The sequence below is a fragment of the Paenibacillus sp. FSL K6-0276 genome, assembly GCF_037977235.1.
In the GTDB taxonomy this organism is placed as follows: Bacteria; Bacillota; Bacilli; order Paenibacillales; family Paenibacillaceae; genus Paenibacillus_AQ.
In genome coordinates, this window is sequence record NZ_CP150276.1 from 2,423,318 (window position 1) to 2,441,705 (window position 18,388).

Annotated in this window: 31 protein-coding genes and 1 tRNA gene; 22 read left to right on the forward strand and 10 right to left on the reverse strand. The window is 40.9% G+C overall.

The annotated features are described in order from the left end of the window. The first annotated feature begins 23 nt into the window (after window positions 1-23). The 3 genes from MHH52_RS11065 (at window position 24) to MHH52_RS11075 (ending at window position 1,703) form a co-directional block, all read left to right on the forward strand. Window positions 24-236, forward strand: a complete 213-nt coding sequence (locus MHH52_RS11065; protein WP_340008585.1) for a hypothetical protein — start codon at window positions 24-26, stop codon at window positions 234-236. 24 nt (window positions 237-260) lie between these two features. Then, on the forward strand, window positions 261-1,124 hold the full coding sequence (locus MHH52_RS11070) for an SDR family oxidoreductase (protein ID WP_340008586.1): 864 nt from the start codon (window positions 261-263) through the stop codon (window positions 1,122-1,124). A gap of 261 nt (window positions 1,125-1,385) precedes the next feature. Continuing rightward, entirely contained in the window at window positions 1,386-1,703 is a 318-nt protein-coding gene (locus MHH52_RS11075) for a hypothetical protein (RefSeq protein ID WP_340008588.1), read from the forward strand. Between the two features lie 31 nt (window positions 1,704-1,734). Here MHH52_RS11075 and MHH52_RS11080 read toward each other — a convergent pair whose 3' ends face one another. Beyond that, on the reverse strand, window positions 1,735-2,412 hold the full coding sequence (locus tag MHH52_RS11080; RefSeq protein ID WP_340008590.1) for a DUF1796 family putative cysteine peptidase: 678 nt from the start codon (window positions 2,410-2,412) through the stop codon (window positions 1,735-1,737). 187 nt (window positions 2,413-2,599) lie between these two features. Then, a complete protein-coding gene (locus tag MHH52_RS11085) occupies window positions 2,600-2,740 on the reverse strand; it encodes a hypothetical protein (RefSeq protein ID WP_340008592.1) in 141 nt (46 codons plus the stop codon). A gap of 331 nt (window positions 2,741-3,071) precedes the next feature. Between MHH52_RS11085 and MHH52_RS11090 the strand changes: the two genes are divergently transcribed. The 3 genes from MHH52_RS11090 to MHH52_RS11100 all read left to right on the forward strand — a co-directional run bounded on the left by MHH52_RS11090 (window position 3,072) and on the right by MHH52_RS11100 (window position 4,338). Further along, window positions 3,072-3,278: a hypothetical protein gene (locus MHH52_RS11090; protein WP_340008594.1), complete on the forward strand. Its 207-nt coding sequence runs from the start codon at window positions 3,072-3,074 to the stop codon at window positions 3,276-3,278. 300 nt (window positions 3,279-3,578) lie between these two features. Beyond that, window positions 3,579-3,854 (forward strand): hypothetical protein, encoded by a 276-nt coding sequence (locus tag MHH52_RS11095; RefSeq protein ID WP_340008595.1) that lies wholly within the window; start codon window positions 3,579-3,581, stop codon window positions 3,852-3,854. A 73-nt stretch (window positions 3,855-3,927) separates the two neighbouring features. Further along, window positions 3,928-4,338 carry a hypothetical protein gene (locus MHH52_RS11100; RefSeq protein ID WP_340008596.1) on the forward strand — a complete coding sequence of 137 codons (411 nt, stop codon included), beginning with the start codon at window positions 3,928-3,930 and terminating at the stop codon, window positions 4,336-4,338. 338 nt (window positions 4,339-4,676) lie between these two features. Here MHH52_RS11100 and MHH52_RS11105 read toward each other — a convergent pair whose 3' ends face one another. Both MHH52_RS11105 and MHH52_RS11110 read right to left on the reverse strand, forming a co-directional pair. After that, the gene (locus tag MHH52_RS11105; protein ID WP_340008597.1) at window positions 4,677-5,636 is read right to left on the reverse strand and encodes a hypothetical protein; all 960 of its coding nucleotides are present in this window, start codon (window positions 5,634-5,636) and stop codon (window positions 4,677-4,679) included. A 434-nt stretch (window positions 5,637-6,070) separates the two neighbouring features. Beyond that, on the reverse strand, window positions 6,071-6,211 hold the full coding sequence (locus MHH52_RS11110; protein WP_156113100.1) for a hypothetical protein: 141 nt from the start codon (window positions 6,209-6,211) through the stop codon (window positions 6,071-6,073). Between the two features lie 545 nt (window positions 6,212-6,756). Between MHH52_RS11110 and MHH52_RS11115 the strand changes: the two genes are divergently transcribed. The 8 genes from MHH52_RS11115 to MHH52_RS11150 all read left to right on the forward strand — a co-directional run bounded on the left by MHH52_RS11115 (window position 6,757) and on the right by MHH52_RS11150 (window position 10,886). Further along, window positions 6,757-7,188 carry a hypothetical protein gene (locus tag MHH52_RS11115; RefSeq protein ID WP_340008600.1) on the forward strand — a complete coding sequence of 144 codons (432 nt, stop codon included), beginning with the start codon at window positions 6,757-6,759 and terminating at the stop codon, window positions 7,186-7,188. After that, window positions 7,133-7,501 carry a replicative helicase loader/inhibitor gene (locus MHH52_RS11120; RefSeq protein WP_340008601.1) on the forward strand — a complete coding sequence of 123 codons (369 nt, stop codon included), beginning with the start codon at window positions 7,133-7,135 and terminating at the stop codon, window positions 7,499-7,501. The genes MHH52_RS11115 and MHH52_RS11120 overlap by 56 nt, the downstream gene beginning before the upstream one ends. Further along, window positions 7,491-8,831 (forward strand): DnaB-like helicase C-terminal domain-containing protein, encoded by a 1,341-nt coding sequence (locus tag MHH52_RS11125; RefSeq protein ID WP_340008603.1) that lies wholly within the window; start codon window positions 7,491-7,493, stop codon window positions 8,829-8,831. The genes MHH52_RS11120 and MHH52_RS11125 overlap by 11 nt, the downstream gene beginning before the upstream one ends. Then, entirely contained in the window at window positions 8,803-9,201 is a 399-nt protein-coding gene (locus MHH52_RS11130; protein ID WP_340008605.1) for a hypothetical protein, read from the forward strand. The genes MHH52_RS11125 and MHH52_RS11130 overlap by 29 nt, the downstream gene beginning before the upstream one ends. 39 nt (window positions 9,202-9,240) lie before the next feature. Next, on the forward strand, window positions 9,241-9,552 hold the full coding sequence (locus MHH52_RS11135) for a hypothetical protein (RefSeq protein WP_340008607.1): 312 nt from the start codon (window positions 9,241-9,243) through the stop codon (window positions 9,550-9,552). Further along, the gene (locus MHH52_RS11140; RefSeq protein ID WP_340008609.1) at window positions 9,552-10,235 is read left to right on the forward strand and encodes a hypothetical protein; all 684 of its coding nucleotides are present in this window, start codon (window positions 9,552-9,554) and stop codon (window positions 10,233-10,235) included. The genes MHH52_RS11135 and MHH52_RS11140 overlap by 1 nt, the downstream gene beginning before the upstream one ends. A gap of 241 nt (window positions 10,236-10,476) precedes the next feature. After that, on the forward strand, window positions 10,477-10,704 hold the full coding sequence (locus tag MHH52_RS11145) for a hypothetical protein (RefSeq protein WP_340008610.1): 228 nt from the start codon (window positions 10,477-10,479) through the stop codon (window positions 10,702-10,704). Next, window positions 10,701-10,886, forward strand: a complete 186-nt coding sequence (locus MHH52_RS11150) for a hypothetical protein (RefSeq protein WP_340008612.1) — start codon at window positions 10,701-10,703, stop codon at window positions 10,884-10,886. Before MHH52_RS11145 ends, MHH52_RS11150 begins: the two co-directional genes overlap by 4 nt. A gap of 38 nt (window positions 10,887-10,924) precedes the next feature. Here the strand turns inward: MHH52_RS11150 and MHH52_RS11155 are convergent, their stop codons facing one another. Next, on the reverse strand, window positions 10,925-11,161 hold the full coding sequence (locus MHH52_RS11155; RefSeq protein WP_340008614.1) for a DUF2642 domain-containing protein: 237 nt from the start codon (window positions 11,159-11,161) through the stop codon (window positions 10,925-10,927). A gap of 210 nt (window positions 11,162-11,371) precedes the next feature. On the opposite strand from MHH52_RS11155, the gene MHH52_RS11160 reads away from it, so the two are divergent. From MHH52_RS11160 to MHH52_RS11175, 4 genes are all read left to right on the forward strand, one after another. After that, window positions 11,372-11,527: a hypothetical protein gene (locus tag MHH52_RS11160; RefSeq protein WP_340008616.1), complete on the forward strand. Its 156-nt coding sequence runs from the start codon at window positions 11,372-11,374 to the stop codon at window positions 11,525-11,527. A gap of 208 nt (window positions 11,528-11,735) precedes the next feature. Further along, window positions 11,736-12,131, forward strand: coding sequence for a YopX family protein (locus MHH52_RS11165; RefSeq protein WP_340008618.1), 396 nt, complete (start codon window positions 11,736-11,738; stop codon window positions 12,129-12,131). Then, window positions 12,128-12,424, forward strand: coding sequence for a hypothetical protein (locus tag MHH52_RS11170; protein ID WP_340008620.1), 297 nt, complete (start codon window positions 12,128-12,130; stop codon window positions 12,422-12,424). Before MHH52_RS11165 ends, MHH52_RS11170 begins: the two co-directional genes overlap by 4 nt. Continuing rightward, entirely contained in the window at window positions 12,421-12,801 is a 381-nt protein-coding gene (locus MHH52_RS11175) for a hypothetical protein (protein WP_340008622.1), read from the forward strand. Before MHH52_RS11170 ends, MHH52_RS11175 begins: the two co-directional genes overlap by 4 nt. 270 nt (window positions 12,802-13,071) lie before the next feature. On the opposite strand, the gene MHH52_RS11180 is transcribed toward MHH52_RS11175, so the two are convergent. After that, a complete protein-coding gene (locus MHH52_RS11180; RefSeq protein ID WP_340008624.1) occupies window positions 13,072-13,614 on the reverse strand; it encodes an NAD(P)H-dependent oxidoreductase in 543 nt (180 codons plus the stop codon). A gap of 280 nt (window positions 13,615-13,894) precedes the next feature. Here MHH52_RS11180 and MHH52_RS11185 point away from each other — a divergent pair, with 280 nt between their 5' ends. Beyond that, a complete protein-coding gene (locus MHH52_RS11185) occupies window positions 13,895-14,284 on the forward strand; it encodes a hypothetical protein (protein ID WP_340008626.1) in 390 nt (129 codons plus the stop codon). Between the two features lie 143 nt (window positions 14,285-14,427). Here the strand turns inward: MHH52_RS11185 and MHH52_RS11190 are convergent, their stop codons facing one another. Then, entirely contained in the window at window positions 14,428-14,940 is a 513-nt protein-coding gene (locus MHH52_RS11190) for a DUF3231 family protein (RefSeq protein ID WP_340008628.1), read from the reverse strand. Window positions 14,941-15,155: 215 nt separating this feature from the next. Here MHH52_RS11190 and MHH52_RS11195 point away from each other — a divergent pair, with 215 nt between their 5' ends. From MHH52_RS11195 to MHH52_RS11205, 3 genes are read left to right on the forward strand one after another with little or no spacing between them, the layout of a single operon-like run. Beyond that, entirely contained in the window at window positions 15,156-15,656 is a 501-nt protein-coding gene (locus MHH52_RS11195; RefSeq protein WP_340008629.1) for a hypothetical protein, read from the forward strand. 56 nt (window positions 15,657-15,712) lie between these two features. After that, window positions 15,713-16,174 carry an ArpU family phage packaging/lysis transcriptional regulator gene (locus MHH52_RS11200; protein WP_340008631.1) on the forward strand — a complete coding sequence of 154 codons (462 nt, stop codon included), beginning with the start codon at window positions 15,713-15,715 and terminating at the stop codon, window positions 16,172-16,174. Then, complete coding sequence (locus MHH52_RS11205; protein ID WP_076280846.1) at window positions 16,167-16,358, forward strand: helix-turn-helix domain-containing protein; 192 nt, start codon at window positions 16,167-16,169, stop codon at window positions 16,356-16,358. The genes MHH52_RS11200 and MHH52_RS11205 overlap by 8 nt, the downstream gene beginning before the upstream one ends. A gap of 139 nt (window positions 16,359-16,497) precedes the next feature. Here MHH52_RS11205 and MHH52_RS11210 read toward each other — a convergent pair. From MHH52_RS11210 to MHH52_RS11220, 3 genes are all read right to left on the reverse strand, one after another. After that, window positions 16,498-16,569, reverse strand: a tRNA-Val gene (locus tag MHH52_RS11210). Between the two features lie 131 nt (window positions 16,570-16,700). Then, window positions 16,701-16,997, reverse strand: a complete 297-nt coding sequence (locus MHH52_RS11215; protein WP_340008632.1) for a phosphatidylinositol kinase — start codon at window positions 16,995-16,997, stop codon at window positions 16,701-16,703. Between the two features lie 137 nt (window positions 16,998-17,134). Beyond that, window positions 17,135-18,361, reverse strand: a complete 1,227-nt coding sequence (locus tag MHH52_RS11220; protein ID WP_340008634.1) for a copper amine oxidase N-terminal domain-containing protein — start codon at window positions 18,359-18,361, stop codon at window positions 17,135-17,137. Window positions 18,362-18,388 lie beyond the last annotated feature (27 nt).

An 18,388-nucleotide genomic window follows, 5' to 3' on the forward strand; every position in this document is an offset into this window, starting at 1 on the left:
TTCTTAAGGAGCGGATAAATCGGATGGGACATACAGGTCTTTTTTTCGGAGGGGGAGTAGGTGTTTTGTTCTTTTTAATTTGGTTGATATCAATTGGATTGGGGATCTACTTTTTTGTACTGCTTGTAAAACTGGCACGTAGAGGAATAGTGGCTTTAGACTTATATATCTACGCTAAAAATCGTGAGATACGTACCCGTTATGAGTCGGTTCAAGGTAGGTCAGATGAAACTTAAGGCCATTAAATGATCAAATAGAGTATGAGATACACCAAGGCTGGAACTGAATTTCAACAGCAGCAACAAGAGCCGGGGCTCCAGAAGAAGATGAATCCCGTACCTGATACAGGTGAAGATACCTATCAAGGTACCGGACGTCTGACTGGACGTAAAGCGCTAGTTACCGGAGCGGACAGCGGTATAGGTCGTGCTGTTGCGATTGCTTTTGCTCGTGAAGGCGCAGATGTTGTTCTATCCTACATGCCAGAGGAAGAAGAGGATGCTAAACAGGTCCTCAAGTTGGTGCAGGAAGCAGGACGTACCGCAATCGCCATCCCAGGCGATCTGAAAGATGAGGATTACTGTGAACAACTCGTCGATACTGCGGTTAAGCAGTTAGGTGGGATTGATATTTTAGCCAATATCGCGGGCAAGCAGCAATTCGTCCCAGACATCGCTGATCGTACCACAAAGCATTTTGACGATACATTTAAGACGAATGTGTATGCCATGTTCTGGCTGTGCAAAGCAGCTGTGAAGCATATGCAGCCGGGTAGTACCATCATCAACACGTCTTCCATTCAAGACTATAACCCCTCGCCTATCCTATTGGACTACGCGACGACCAAGGCTGCGATCAATACATTCAGTAAATCACTCGCTCAGCAAGTTGCTGATAAGGGGATTCGAGTCAATGTAGTGGCACCGGGTCCCGTGTGGACACCTCTTCAGGTGGTGGGTGGGCAACCAGAGGAAGTGCTGAAGGAGTTCGGTGCGAGCACACCACTAGGTCGTCCGGGACAGCCTGCAGAGATGGCTCCGGCATATGTATTTCTTGCTAGCCAAGAATCGAGCTATATCAGCGGCGAGACACTGAATGCTAATGGTGGAACTCCAACCCCATAGAATATTTAATGGAATGTTGGTATTGTAAATACGGAGAATTATTCAAAAGTACCCTACTAATTTTAGCTGTGGGGTGCTTTTGTTTTTATATGGCGAAAGGTGTATTATAGAATTTAATACTTTTTATCCCATTATTTTTATGGAATATGATCTAGAGCTGATCAAGATTGTCGAATACATAGATTTCCTGCGATTACCCGAGAAATATTTGAGTTGGTACAAGGTTTGGAGTAGACCATATAAAGAATTAGGAGCTGTATTATGCGTAAAAAGAAACTGGCAATACTCATCATTTCCTTTGTTCTAATCATGACGTGTTTTTCATCAGGAGCAGTCTTTGCGGATAAAGGAAAAGGAGCTGTAATGGATAGTGGAACAAAGGAAAGGCTAATGGAAAAGTATGATCTTGTAGAGCCTGAACCCGCAAATCCAGCAGAACATTGGAGTCAAACTGATTTTGGAGTCAGTAACCCTATTGCTATATTTGTAAGTATCAGTAGGTTGTATCTGAATCCATATGTTTTTGCAGCGCAAGAAATGATTAATCATTTGATTGATCGAAGCGGTCAACACAAATGATCCATACGAGGGCCGTTTTTCAGGGGATAAGTTAATCGTTCGTTATCTGTATATCTTTCAAAATATAATCCCAGCTATCATAATCATTCATATCATCAGGAAATTCTAATACACAAATATTATTAATATCCCAATTAATTTCTCGTACCGATGTTAATTCACTCACAGGATTAAGGATAAGGACAGTAAATTCGTTCGCTTTTAAAATATCAGATAAAATCATTTGTAGCTCTACAGCCTGTTCGTATGTGGCGAACCATCTAATGAATAGAATTTTTTTACTGCTTAATAATTTGTCCCAAAATCTCTTAATTCGTAAATCCAGCTTTGCTTTATAAGCTGGATAGGTCGTAGACCAATGTTTACCCAAGGTGATTGGAAAATCATGTACAGAGATAATGTTATAAAAGGTATCCCGAATATAATAGGATTTCACTAAAGCATTCTTGTTCCCATTAGGATAGACGGGTAATCCATCCTCTAGAAAAAAATGTGTCTCTTCGAGCATTTGCAGATTTGTTAACTCCATGAAATTCTGATATCTGTTCTTATAAAGTCTATTAACATCTGTTAATGAATAAGAAATCATCCAGTCGAGAGGCATGGAGAATATTCTCAAGTTATTTCTTTGCATATTTATAGCAGGAGCACAAGACATACCTAAGCTTACAATTAAATCATAGCTTATTTTCACATCTTGTAATTTCATGGACTCACCTAATTTCAACAGATTCAGGTTCTATTCAACGTTAAAAAAGAGCAGCAACTTAACTGCCCTCTAAAAAATATTAATGGCGTTGTAACAGCAAATAGCCGCTAATACTTGAAGTTTTTTTACGAAACACCACTTTAAAACCAACGTCATTGTCTAGCAAACAAGCTAAGGCGGTGTTAAGTTACCCATTGGGTCTCAAGCTAGGTCGACAAGGCTCGGCATTTCCAATGAAGCTGACAGAAATAATCCTACGTGCAGATCCACGAACCAAAGGATTTCTGCTCCATGTGATCAATACTAAATCAGGCTGACGCGTTGCCATTCTGATCTACCCCTTTCTATTAAGCTTCTCTATATAAAATGCACAATAGATTGTAATGTGCTAAACAGAAGCGGAGTGAGTGGGAGGATGTAAGGATCAGTTACTACATAAAATAGCTAATTTGATTAGCGGTGAGAATTAAAGAGTTACTCTTGTTTAATTTAGGTTTTCAGAATACAATAAAGTAAATTTCTGGTATGTTCGAATGGCGATAAACGTAGATGACCACAAGGGAGCATATATTCATAACGCCGTACGACTGAGCAAGTATTTGATCAATGATCAAATACTTTTTTATTTTCGTTTATAAGAAGCTAAATAGGGGGATACGATGAGGAAAGGGAAACCGATTAAAAAGAAGGTATACGGATTTATTTTGCAAGACAATGAAGTTGGAGAAAAGACCTTATTAGTTTATCTTAATGTACCAGAAGTACCCTTTAGATTGGTAGGTGGTAATGTCGATCCGGGGAAACAGAAGAAGAAGCCTTATTCAGGGAAATTCAAGAAGAAAGTGGACTTAAACAATTTAAATTAGTAAAGAAAATAGGAACACAATATTATTATAAGGATTATATAGATGCAAATGTTGAAAGACATGACTACCTTCTAATTCCAGAAACAAAATTACCTGAAAAGTGGAGATTCACTGGAGAGGGTGAAGGAGAGGACTGTGGAACTGTTTTTAACTACCAGTGGATAAAGCAAGATGAAATATACTTATTAGATAAAGAGTTTAGAGAATATATGTCGGAAAAATACATACAAGAATTGTTCGGCAATGGATAAGAGGTAACTATCATGTCCATTAGATGCTCCTTACTCTGAGGTGAAAGATATGAATAATCGTAAAATATTCTCACTACTTCCTTTGATCATTTTTTTATTTATATTATGGTACCTTTTGATGGCAAGTACATCTGCTATTGTTAATGTAGTGTCAGTAAATAAAAAAGAAATAGTAGTACAAAATATGAGCGGTGATCAAACTACAGTCACAATCCCAAAAGGAATATTTAAGTTAATTAATATAAATGAGGAGTACTTTGTTTCCTATAACAGTAGAATAGGGCAAAAACCTTTTTTAACTTCAATAGAACCAAGTGCTAAATGACTATTGGAAGCGGATTTAACAATAGAACTTATGAAACGGCTGATATAAAAGGCATAAAACAGGTGGGATTACTTTGCGTGTAGTTAAGCATATCATGTTATGGTTTGTTTCGACGATTCTGTTCACGTTGGCCTCTTTTGGATTAGAGCTCTTGGAAGGAAATAAGATCAGTACGACTGAATATTACGGGTTTCAAAATATAGGATTTGTTTTTATTTTCTTAGTATTTCTTTTTTCAGCCGTTCTTTACCCAATTATAATTTTTCCTTTCTCTTGGGTTGTTCGAATGATTGCAAATCCTTTGATTAGCCGCATAATGATATTGCTTCTGAGTGGTATCGGGGGATATGTTTTCTTTTACAAGGCATACGATGAACGCTTTATACAGGAATATCATTTGAATAGTAGTATAGCCATTATCCTTTTTGGTATTGCCGGTTCCATTTATGTCTTGGTGGATTATTATCTTGATCAGAGGAGTTGAATATATGAGCTATTTTGAAAGAGTTAATAAAATATCAAACATTTTATTATGTGTTTTTGGATTGTTTTTTATTTTGACTATAATTTTCTTTTCTACTAGCAGCTTCTCAGAAATCTTACGTTATAATTTCACAAATGACTTAAGAGGGGCAATGATTACAGTCATTAGTTTTATGATCTCTTTATTTTCACTTGTCCTGGGCATTACTTTGAAATGTCTTGTAAAAGACTCTGATGAAACGATCCAGCTTATTGCCACAAGAATAAAGTAGTTGTTGAAATCTCAGCATGTATAAAAAATCCCTACAACCAGTGTGGTTGGCAGGGATTTTGTTTTATCTAAGAATTGGATAATTTATCTACCTCTTCAGTAAAAGCATCCAGGTACTGATTGAATATTCCTGTATCTAATTTGGTGGTAGCATCATTTGCTATAGGAGGAGTGTCTTGGATTTGCTTGTACATACGATCAATCTCACCAGAGAGCTTAGACCAGATGTTTTTAATTGAAACGTATTTTGCATCCAAGTTGTTGATGTAATTATCGTATTCTAATTTTGTACTCATCGCTTTTCCTAATTGTTCAATTGTAAAATCTATATCTATGGCTTCACCTGTAGAGCTAGTTCCTGAACTTGCATACCAACTAATATCAACAAATCCAACATTCCAAATATCTGAAATGACAAAATTACTAATTTCTTTAAGTGTCGCTTCAGGAGACTGTTCATTTGTACCTGAATCAGAGGTGTTATTTACAGGTTCTTTGAAGAATTTTCTCATTTCGTTAAAGGGTTCTTTATTCTTGTCATTAGACGAATATCCCCAACCAATTTTATCATCCTTAATAAAAATTATAAGTTCACTACTGGAGGATGACTTTTCACCTTGAATTAGGACGATTTTGTCTTTTCCGCCATCTTTGTCTGTATAATCAGCTGATTCTATTACTGAAGCGTTCTTAAGTTTGTTATTCTCAGGTGTCTCGGTAAATTCAGTCATTTGAAAAATTGGTTGTACATCAGGAAGTATATTTTCGGATACGAACTTCTTTTTCGCTTCGATATCTGAACCATTCAGAAAAATTTCCACGTAATCGAGAGCTAATTTCTCGGATTTTGAAAGTTTCTTCTCTGGCACTGGTGTTGCAGCAGCTGTTATTGAAGAGTTAGTTGTTGCTTCAGACTGAGTAACTTCTGTAGATGTCGTATTCTTTTCCTCTGAATTTGATTTGGAACTACCACATCCTGTAAGAAGTACAATAGTTGCAACGATACATAAAAAAGCCTTTATTTTCAATCTTATATCCCCCTAAATCTGATAGTAAATACTAATTAATTCTACCAGATATAGGAATGGTAATCTATGTATGATGAAACCATTATATTGGATATTCGTATTCCTATAAAATGATGTTGAAAGGTCGTGTGCGTGATGGATAACGGATATTTTGTGGGTTGGGGCACGTTGGCATTAATAAATGCTGGGTTAGCGCAAGGTAAAAATAGGAGTGGGTTAAACTGGTTTCTAATTTCTTTGCTATGTGGCCCATTGGCCACATTTTTTCTTGTAATATCGAGTAAGCTGCAAATTCATTAGCCCATTATTTTTCGGTTCTCGCTTACTCAATTTCCTTTTTAATAAAATACCCCATCAACCTTAAAGGTCGGTGGGGCTTTTTTACGTTTTATCTCTTTTTCAATCAAGTTATAGCAGGTTGCTGCAGGCTGTGCTTATTTCTTTTTCTTCTTTGTGGGTCCGATCTGGCGCCTTACTTTATTGTTCTCATCAACCTCAATAATATAAATGTCCTTCACTGTACCGGAAAGAGTAAACCATTCACGCAGAGCATCAGCTTCAGTCATTGGTCCCAATATTCGTTTTCCCCTATAACATATAAAAAACACTCCTACTCCTTAGTGAGTTTGCGAAAATGCAATAATGCTCAAAACGATACTCATTAACTATTTTCAGTAAGTCTCATTATTTTATATTAATGCTAATTTATAGGAGATTCAATGTTGAGAGATTGTTCCTATTTAGTTCAAGTACGTTAATAAAACAAATCATAGGCATGAGGGATAAATTTGTATGTTAAAATTCACGCCCGGAGGGATTTTTTTGCATTGAATGAAGAGTTCAAACGTGTTCGTCCGCATATTGGAATCTGTTTATAGATCAATAGGTGCATAGCCCCATAAGGAGAGATAAACGGTTCCAGAAGAATGGAAATCAACGCTGCGCGAATTTGAGGTCATCAAAGAAGGTTATTGGAAGGTTGGGGGCACCTTAGACCGATGGTTTTCGTGGGTGTTTATTTTGCTCGTATGCCGTTATAAATTGCTTTGGCCAATCCTTTTGGGTTTTCCCCGTTAGCCTATTTGCACCGAGAATGATTACTGTAAAGGGATAGGGATATATGGATGAGATAGCATTAGTGGGGGAGAGTTCTCCACCCAAGATAACTAAAAAGAAAACTATAAAGAAAGAAGAAATAAAAGATATGGACATCCCTTCTGAAAAGATCAAATTTCATGACACAGTTTTCCTTACCCAAGAGCAATATAAAAAGCTCTGTGAAGAATTCGGGAAAACAACAGTAGATGACACGATAGAAGCTTTGGATGAATGGCAAAGCAATAAGAAGCTGAGCCAGCACAAGAAGGATCATAATAAGACGCTTCGAGTCTGGATCAAAAAGGATCAGAAAAAGCCCGCCTTTAAAACCAAAGATCAAAAGAAGCTAGAGGAAATGGAGCTACTGAAACAGTTCAGCCAAGGAGGAGGGATGCCACATGAACAATCAGGAGACCTCCAGCTTACTGGCGGTAATCAAAACGGCGTTTCCTGAGTTCGCAATTAGTAATGAAGTTATTCAGGTCTGGCACTTATTCCTTCAAGAGATTCCTTATGAAAGAGCACAGCGCAATTTGAGAGATCATATAGCCAAATCACGCTTTGCTCCACGAATAGCAGATGTGATCCGAGAGGATCTGCATCAGCCGTTGACCATTTACGAGATTCAGCGTCAGGAGCAAGAGCTGGCCACTTTAGAGTTGATGGAATATCACGCAACAGAAAATGTGAAACCAATGCCTGAACGTGTTGCAAAGCACCTTAAACAACTATTTTCCAAAACAAAGGTGAATGCCAATGAACCTTGAAGCTCAGCGTGCTGTGCTAGGGGCTCTGCTGAAAGATCCTGAGTTAATGGACGACTGTTATTTAAGCAAAGATGACTTCAGCGAAGAAGAGCATAACCGAAAGATATTCACTGTCCTGCAGTATGCGAAGGAGCATTTTAAAGAAGCTTCGAACCCTTTCGACATGGTGCTGATTGCAAATAAGTGGGGCAAGAACTTGCAGCAGATCGGTGGTATTTCTCATTTCGTCAAACTAAGAGAATCTGCTCCCCACGCTTCGAACTTTGCCTATTATCAAAAAGCAGTACGTGTCGATAGGGTACAGGCTGATTTGGTGGAGCTTGGTAAGCAGATCGCTACAAATGGTGGGGATGTAGCAGACATACAAGCCAAGATGGTTGAGCTTGCAGAGCTGCAACATGGAGGAGACGAAGATGGTCCTGTCCATGTGTTTTCCTTATTGGAAGGACACCCTCATACAGTCGCTTCTCGTGCCAGCATCAGTGGGATTACTGGAGCAAGGATGGCCTGTGAAGATATCAACCAGCTTAGCGGAGGTCACCAAAAAGGTGATTTAGAGGTGTGGGGGGCAAGACCCAGCATTGGTAAAACTCAATACGTCATGAACGATATTGATGCTGTGACGGCTGACGGATGGACCGCTGTAATGTTTTCCCTTGAAATGAGCTCCTTGAAAGTTGTAGAACGACTTGTATCTGCTGTCGGAGGGATCAAGAGTAAAAGGATTAAATCCGGAATGATGTCAGACAATGACTGGGATTCCTATAGCAAAGCGATCACTATCATCACGGGGCGAAGCTTGTACATCGATGACAAACACGGGGCTACAGTCGAATACATCCGCCGAAAGGTCAAAGCGCTGCGAAAAAAGCATCCTAATATCATTGTATATATCGATTATCTCCAGTTCATAGAGACGGAACAAAACTTTTCGAAGAACACTGAAAAAGTTGGGTACATCACCAAAGAACTAAAGGGAATCTCCAAGGAACTTGATGTTTGTGTGGTTGCTATTTCAGCAGTCGGCCGGAAATGTGAAGAGCGACCGGATAAGCGACCTATGATGTCGGATTTGAGAGAGTCAGGAAACATTGAGTCTGACGCTGATGTGGTGGTCTTCCTTTACCGGGATGACTATTACAACGCAGATACCCCAAAGAAAGGCATTGTGGAATTCATCGTTGCCAAAGGTCGTGATATTGGAACGGGAACCTTTGAGATGGCCTTTCTAATGGATATCGGTAGATTCGTAAATTTAACGCCTGATGATAAATACAAGCTGGCGGAGAAGGTGAAAGCACATGAGCAGCAACGGAAAAATAACCGATGAAGCAGGGTATCAAAAATCACTTGGGTGGCTAGTAGAGAAAGCGATGATCTTGGAGGATCCTCTTATTGATCCGGAGGAAAAGGCCAAGCTTCAGCGGACCTATGATTTTGTTGAACAGAGATTACTGGAATATCGACGTGGTGAGCTGGTTCAATTATTCCCAGGTCTACGAGAAATTTATAAGATTCTAGGATGGACAGTCCAAGAGCGCGAACCGGTCATTAGCGATTCTGAGCTTGATATACAGCCATTAGAAAAACCAGTCATAAATACACCACCTGAGCCAGAAACGCCGCCAGTGAAGCCAACAGCATCCCAAAATGAGAATCCGAAGGCGACAGTTAATTTATCGGCTTGGCTGGATGATTGAAAGGAGTGAGATTCCTTGAATTTAAAAAATGCGACAAAGATGCAACTGTTTCAGATTGCAATTCACGAGCCCTGCGAACTGTCACTTAAATATCTAGCAACTAGGGAACTGCAGCGACGAGCAAGATTTGATTATCCCGAGACATATCAGCGGTATGACGAGCGAGAAGAGGAGATTATCACTCAACTTTATCAGGGTGGATACATGCTGTGTGATATCGCCCAACGCTTTGGGAGATCGAAGCAAGGCATTAAAGATAAGTTGCGAAGCTTGCACAGGGACGGGTTACCACTCAGGACATTCATGCACTGGACTCCAGATGGTAAGGTGCCAATTAGGACGGTGGGATAATGCGCTTCATAGGTATTGATCCAGCCACTCAAACAGCCGTTGTTGCTCTCGATGAAGATGGGAATCCAGTTCTTGAAGTGACCTTTCGAGGAAAAGGGAAGGACGTTAAAGGTGGTATATCTCCAGAACAACGTATGTCGCTTGAGAACCAGCTCTATAACGTACTAAAACCCGAGGATGTAATCCTGAAGGAAGGGGTAGCAAACGGCTCTCAAATGCTCATAACCACTGCTAAAATACACGGCGGATTGGAAGGGATGATTACCCGAAAGGGGTTAACCTTTGAGGAGATAGCTCCGCTGGCGGTAAAAAAATATGTGGCGGTACAAAGCTGGATAGGGGAGCCAGGATCGAAGGTATTGCTTAAAGGCAAAGCCAAAAAGGAAGCAATGGCTGCAGCAGCTGTGAAGCACTTCGGATACGTGAATCCAAGTCATGACATTGTAGATGCCTATATCATCGCAAAGATATGCGAAGCGATTTATAGGGTGCGGAACGGCAGGCCTATGGACTCATATCCTCTTTACCAGCATGAAGTTATATGGTCAATTATTGATCCGGTCGCGTATAAAGAGTACGAAAAAACGAAAAAGAAGAAACCGAATAAAACACACAAACGCCCGGGGAAGCCTGCGGTGGCGGGTAGTCACACCCAAAATACAGAACAAGCGTGCTTGTTTTAGGAGGGAGATCAGTTGGACCGGACCGAAGCAATTTATGAAATAGGAGACATCATTGATTGAGAGTGCCGCAACTGTGACCGCCGAGCAAAGATGAAAGGTGGCTCTGATCCAAAACAGTACACCTTATTGCAGACGTATTGCATTGAAGATTGTCCAGTTGGAAAAGAGTTGCAGGAGCTTAGCAAACACCTGGGCGGTCCAATGCGGAAATACAAGAAAAAGAAAGGCGGTGGTTTATCTAATGGAAACGGCAGATAAACGCCAATTGCAGTTAGAACGTAACCTCCGACTCGCAGAAAAGCGACTACAGAAAGCCTCTGATGCTCGGCGTAGTTTACCGCCTGGATCAACTTGGGCAAGAGTAACAACTGCAAATGCACGTTGGGCATCGGCGGCAGAGGAGAGAGACAGAGTACAACGTAAGTTGGATGATCATAAGGCTGCTAGCAGTAAGGACGGAGGCACATGACAGAGCTCAATCCAGCAGCCAAGCAAATATGCGAGGACAACTATAAGAGTAACTGCCATCGTTGCCCACTCAGACCAGTATGCGTACGAAAACCCGGTCCAGGACAAGAGGCGTTGGATCGGTGGGTATCCGATGTGAACGAAAAGGCTGAACAGTTAGTTGCAAGGGGCAACAAGATATGAAAAAAGAGCTGTTTTCACAGCTCCTCCTAAATCGAAAATTACTCGGGCATGATCCAAACAATCTCACTTATCCGGACAAAGTACTTTCTGCCTCTAGCATCTAATACAACATGGTCTGGTTTGACATCAACTACACATCCGCTGATTCCACCACGAGTAGTTTCTAACATAACTTGTTTTCCCATAACGGATTTTAAGGTTTCTACAACATACGCATCAACAGGGTATACCACGATGGATTGTGGCATTTGGTGCATTTGGTGCATTGAATTCATTGAATTCATTTGGTTCATTGGATAGTTCAACATATTACCTCCCAATTGGTTATATGTCATCCTATGCTGATGCCTAGCTAATGTTCTGGGCAGTAGCCCATTTGCAAAACATGGCTAAGCAGTTAGTCATTGTTATGGCATACGTAACTACCTTTTGGGAGGGCCGTAAAGACAAATCAATCGGGCATAGCCCATAAGGAGAGATAAAGGATGCACCCTGAATGTAAATATTGCGATAACCCAATGCCACCAACAAATTATACTGGAGACTTGGTATGTAGCAGATGCGGAGCTGAATGGGCTGACGCTCGGATGATGGTTGAGGACGAGGAATACGAGCCACTTGATATTGATGATGAGGATTGAGGGTTAACCACCCTCTCCCCTAAAACGCCTGAAATTACTTTTTCTTGCGCTTGTTTACAACGGTGAGCGTGAGCGATGAGGCACTAACAAAAATTATAAAGATCGCTATCCATGTTTCAGTAGTCAAATTATCACCCCCGTTTATCAAATACTACCATTTTAAGGGTTATGTAACATGTGCTTTATATCATGAGAGGAGATAACCAGTATGAACAGAGATATTAAGTTTCGCGGTAAGTCTACGGAAACAAATGAGTTTATATATGGCAGTTTGGTACAGGTGAGCCGTGCAGGTTCCTTGGCGATAGCTGCCTTAGATGATAAAGGCTATCTTAAGCTGCAGGAAATCATCAAGGGTACCGAGGGGCAATACATCGGCCGTGGTGATGATGAAGGCAAGGAACTTTATGAAGGGCAACGAGTCAAATTCACCAACCTCTCACTAGGCAGATTTTCCGAAAACGAACAATGGGCAGAAGGCGTTATTGCATACAACGTGGAAACCTCAGGATTTTATATCAGCCAAGGTAAAGACAGCGGATGGAATCTTAGGGAATCGTCAGTGATTGCTTTAGATGATGATGGAGAGGCGGCAAAGACATGATCCCAGCCGATGACATTAAAGAGTTGCCTGACGGAACTCGTATCACAATGACCGTTGAGGGGTACTTCGGACAGCCTTTGCAGATAGAGGAAACAACGATGGGTGAGGTTAGGCATCACGGATACTACGAAGAACGGGGAGGGTGGGGCTTATACCCTGTCAATCTCCCTGGATATAAAAACATTGAATGCTGGGAAGTGTTGGTCCGCCAGAAGCGTAAGCGACACTCCGGATGGGTCAAGATTGGTTACAGATTACAGGGCTATAAGCTCGGATGGGATGATGAAAAATGAAAGCAATCAATGAACTTGTAAAAGAAGCCCACGCTAACGCAGTAGACAAAGGCTGGTGGAATAAGGAACCAAGCTTTGGAGAGGTTATCGCCTTGATTCACTCGGAAGCTTCTGAGGCGCTGGAGGATTACCGCACGGGCAAGAAGCCCGCAGAGGTTTGGTACGAAGAAAAGTCAGCTTTCGGGATGACGCTCACTCGCTTGGAAATGGCAGACGATACTTGGAAACCCTGTGGCATCCCGTCCGGGCTGGCTGACATTGTAATCCGTGTGTTTGATGCTTGTGGTCAGTATGGCATCAATCTGGAAGAAGCTATCCGCGAGAAGATGGCCTACAATGCAACACGGTCGCAACGGCATGGCGGTAAGGTCATATGAGCGATTCAGTGAAAGCGGCATATATTACAATTAGCAGTGTTAAAGAGTAGAGCAGTGTCGCAGTAGACACATACTGCTCATTAGTGAAGTCTAAAAAAGCCCGTTTTGATGGCTCAAAATCTCTCTGGTTTTTTAATTTTAGGCTCTGTTTTCATTTATTATTGATTTTTGACCAAAAGAAAACCACCCCACTGAATGAAGGGGCGGTTTATCTAACCTATCTTTTTTCGTGTTTGACAATTCTCATTTCATGGTTTGCATCTTTTAGCTTTAGTAACAAGCCTGCTCAAGTGTCTGAAGCACGGATAATAACTCCTGCTTTAGTTGTGGATCCGTAATAATACCTTCTTTATTTAGTTTCAAAGTGATGTGCGGTATTATCAATGTTCCTCTTTCTACAATCTCAGCATTAATCATTTTAAGTGTCAACAGAAGTGAAGCATGAGCTTTATCCCCGCCCATTGGAGTTGGTGAGGCACTGATTACCGCTGTAGGCTTATTCATAAACTCAGTTGTAGATACGAGCCAGTCCAGGGCATTTTTCAAAACACCAGGCACACCGTTCCCATATTCCGGTGTACATAAAATCACACCATCTGCTTCCTTAAGCTGTGTTCTTAGTCCTCTGACCGGAACAGGTCCTTCGTCAATATCGATGTCAGGGTTAAAATGTGGAAGGTCACCCAACCCGCCATAGATGGTGAATTTCACATTTTCTGGGGCTAATCCGATGATAGCTTTCATTAGTGCTGTATTTGAGGAGTTTTGACGAATACTCCCCGAAATAGCTAAGAGTCTAATTTCCTTATCCATTCAACATCATCTCATTTCTTCTGTGATTTAATTATTCGCTAATTTCAACATAAGAAGGGTGTTTTTCACTTCTTTCCCAAGGAGATTAAAAGGAAAAAGTTGCTCTGCGAAGATTGATAAGTGCTATATGACTATTTCAGAAGACATAACGCAATAAACACATGAAACTACCACACGTTATGGATAATTTTAACGTATTGGTGAGGTAATAGATAGAAAACAATATGTCGCAGTACGAAGATACTGAACATTCGACTCAAACTGTGAAGAAAGAGATTCCATGATGAAAGTAAAAGTTATAGATCCAAAACATCCGCTTTTTGGTCAAGAAGTTGAGGGAGGAATAATCTATTACGATATCTATCATAAAGGTGGTCGCCCAGATTTGTATCAGGTAAAGGACGATAGTGGTAAATCATATAGATTGCTCACTGATCAAATCGACGAAGAACATTATTATGCTCAAGAAATTGCTGAAGAGGTCGAAAGAATAGGTGCAAATGTTGGGGATACCGTGTTGATTATTGATCCGAAAAGCAATCACTCAAGAGCTGGATTTGAATGGAACAAACCTCATGTGATCACTAAAATAGACCCGAGCGGAAACGTAGAATTTGATCATGGTATGGCTTCATGTTTTAGACCAGGCGTTCAGATTGTCAATGCGTAGTGCGAAGACACAAAAAGAGACATAGGGAAATGAATACGTGAATAGCATGGTTTGTTGTTAAAATGACGAGGGAAAGATACACGTATATAGCTGTTCGCTAAATAATAAAACCCTGCTCACTGAGCAGGGTTTGGATTAAGAAATTATTCAGACTCGGGTCTCTTTACTTGTAGAGGAGGAGGAATAAGCCAGCCCTTTTCCTTGTTCAATTTCAATATTTTAAGTCCTAAAGCAGTTTTAGTGAGATGGTATTTAGCAAATAAAGCACCGATATCTTCTCTAATTGATTGACCCATAGCTTGGCTACAAGCAACCAATCCAGCGGAAGTATCTACAGCAATTTTAGCAGCTATTTCAGGATCACTAAATTTTGCACCTGCTGGAATGTCTTCAAGCTTAACGGGTGGTTTTTCAGGCATAATCGGAGCTGATGGAATCCCGTTATCACTGAGTAATTTATCGCACTCTTTAATTTCCAGTTTAGCTTGATCGATTAGATCATTAAGTACTTTTTTTAGGTCTTTGTCACCAGCGTGGTTTAAATATGTCTGGTAGCATGATACGGCGCCTCTGGCAGCCACCGAGGCCGCCCATACACCAAAAATTTCGCCGTAGTGCATAGGTTCATCTTTTGAATTTCCACTTAAAATACCCATTTAGATCGCTCCTCGTTGTAGTTATTTACAGAGTTATTATGCCCAGAACCAAAATATTAATGTATGTTTTTGTTTTGCCGAAAAAGATCCTACTTTTGCAGCACAAGGAAAGCAGCGGATTGAAACTATGTAATTAACTCTATTTTGAAACGTTGATGCACAGTACGAAGATACAGCGACACCAATAAACCCAAATTTGAGAGGAGCAATTATACATGAAAATTCAAATAGCAGCACACTTCAATAAACAAACAAAGGACTCCAAAAAGGAGCTTGTGCAGTTCCATGTAAAGGGTGATGACGAGAAGAAGCCAGAGCTTAATGCTATGACGAGATCGGTGGTTGTATTGAACATCGAAGGTGTTGAACAGGCACTGACAACCGAGTTCAGCAAGAGTACGAAGGATGCTAAGAAAACTGTGTTGGAGTTTATTGTCAAGGGTGACACATACTCTGAACACTCCTATGAATTCTATCGGAAGGCTGGATCAGATGTAGTCTTGGAAATTGCTGAATCTCAAATGAGCATTGAAGAGTTCCGTGGTGAAGATGACGAGGATCATGAGGAGCGAAGAGAGGGTGTACGAGGCAAGGTTAATCCAGACGGTACGATTGAACTGGAGGACAAGGATCAACTCACTCTGGAGGATGTAGCTGCTGCAGGAGATAAGGGTGGTCCGGTAATTCCTGATAATGATGACGATCTGCCGTTCTAAGATGGTACACGCCCCGGCTTCGGTCGGGGGATTCTTTTACAGTGAGGTGATAGCAGGTGCAACAAAGCTTCCTGCCTGAGATAGATAGAGAACGGACGCAAGCTGCCGTTGAAGCCGCTCTTGAAAAATATAGGATATTTAAGTTTTTGTCTTTTGAGGAGAGAGAGGCAGTGACAACCGCAGCCTGGTCAGACTCCCCAAAAGGATTTACTGGAGTTACAACTGATCAAACCTCCAACATAGCTATTCATAATGTAGATACCCAAGCACACCGCAAAAACTTTTGTGAACGGATAGAACGAGTGGTGAATCGCATGCCTAAGATGGAAGGGTTCTTGATTAAAGAACGATATATGACAACAGAGCATGATTATATTACTCATGAGAAAGTGTATAACTTTAAATTTCAGCCGCCGATTAGCTCGGGAACTTATAGCAAGATACGTTGGAAGGCTTTTTATAAGCTGGCTTTGGATTTGAATCTAGTGATCGAGAAGGAGGAAGAGAAGGGTGATTGAACAAATATATAAGACTACTTCTGATTATCCCTCAGTACTTACAGCGAAGGAAATCCAACAAATACTCGGTATAGGTGAACGTCAAACATATGAACTATTAAACTCGGGTCAATTTCATATCGTGCGGGTCGGAAAGATGATAAAAGTATCCAAGGATGTATTTCTAAAATGGTTACAGGGGTAAAAAAAGTGGTGCCGATTATGGCACCACTTTTGCTTTAGTCTACTACAGGGCACCATAATGGCACCAATTCCTATTTTACTCAAGACCTAAACATCCCTAAACAAAAGAAAAAGCCTTGAATATCAAGGCTTTTTGCGTATAGGACGGATGGGGTTCGAACCCATGACCCCTACCCTGTCAAGATAGTGCTCTCCCGCTGAGCTACCGTCCTGCGACGAATTTCATAATACCATACGATAGAGTAGGATGGCAATTCTTTTTTTGCTCATGCAACATATTAAGATTTGAGCTTTTTCTATAAAAAAAGCAAAGGGGACGCCCCTCCATCCCCTTGCACCATATCTAAATAAAGAACGGTAGTAGAAATATATCACTTATCCCGAAAAATGGGATGCGTCGTTGAAAGAAGCGACGTCTTGGGAAAAAGCCAGGCCGGAAGCCAAATTGTCTAAACGACGATTCTTGTGTAGGCATTCCGTTCAAACGTTCTACCATTTCATTGCTGGGAACCGCAAGGGTAACATAATTTTGATCTACATGAGCAATAAATCCGTCAAATGATTGACCGTCAGTTGTTACAATACCAACGTATTTGTTCATACAATTCCAACAGACCTGTTGATGAAAATTTGTATCCATGAATAACCTCCTCAATTGAATAACCCTTGATAACAGTCTATGGTCCGTAGCCTATAACGTTCACGGCATTAGCCTAGAGAGTAACAATAAAATTCGGGCTCTTTTGTGTGAGAGTGGAGGTTGTTATTGAAGCGAAATCATTGTCCCAGCGTATAGATCACTTCTGTCTTGCCTGTAAGAGGGGAATCATTCGTGAAAAATAGCTTATCACCACTACGCTTTACGAACTTTAAAGTATCACCTTTATAAGGGGTGTCGTTCATTTCTGCGTATTCCTGATCCTCTGCTGTAAGAAGCTCCTTGTACAAAAGCGTTCGCTCGCCTGTGTTGCGATCAATTAAAGTAAGCAATCCTTTTTGATTACCACGGAGCAGAAGGATATCGTTATCAATGCCTTCTATATAGTAAGCATCTTCATCGCCCCCTAATTTCAAGAGATCTAGAGTAGCTGTTATATTGCCCGTGCCATCCTGAATGAGTCGTAGGGTATTACCATCATGCAATAGTAGATTGTTGTCATAAGGTTTAAGATCTGCATCTCCTCTGAACTGGTAGGCGATAGTAGCCTTGCGTAGTAACGCACCATTTTTGAATACGAGAGTGACAATGCGTGTATTGATATGGGGTTCTCCAAATGAGTCATTAATCTTAATGACGAGCAGTCCACCTGGTGTTTTCTCAATCTGCATTCCTACCCAGTCAAAAGCAGTTTCAAGTGAGGTGAGCTTTATTACTTTATCTTTTCCTTGAGAGACATATAGGTCTCCATTACCTTTAACGAGAGTATAAGTACGCCCACCATAGGTTTCTGTAAATACGTTGTAGGTCTTCAGACCGCTCGCGGATAGTGTGTTTGTTTTGGAATCCAGATGGAGATTACTACCTTCGAATGCTTTAACGATGAAGCGAGCAGGCACATATATGCCGTCTTCTTTAGATTTGAAAGGGATACCGCCGAGATCTACGGTTTTCCCGTCAAGAACTCCGCTTTGACTTCCAATTCGAACCGCGAAGCTTTTGGTCCAGCCTTTAAATAAGGCTCGTTTGCTGGACTTGTCCCATTCCATCTTTAGACCTGCATTCTCAGAGATCCCTCGAACATCTACGTAGACCACTCCATTTTTGAGCAGCGCCGGGCCTCCTATGGTTCCACCAGGAATACCGAATTGATAGTAAACTTGAGAAGAATTAGCTGTAGCAGCTGCGACGACCATAGGGTGTTCAGATGAAGATAATGAAGAACTTGCTGATGCTGTTGTAGGGAGAAGAAGAGTAGAGAGCATTATAGCCGATAACAATGATTTTAAGTATGTAGAGTTCAAACTAACCATCCCTTTCTTTGTATAGAAGTAAAATTTATCCATTAGCTATTTGTTTGACGCTGAAACGAT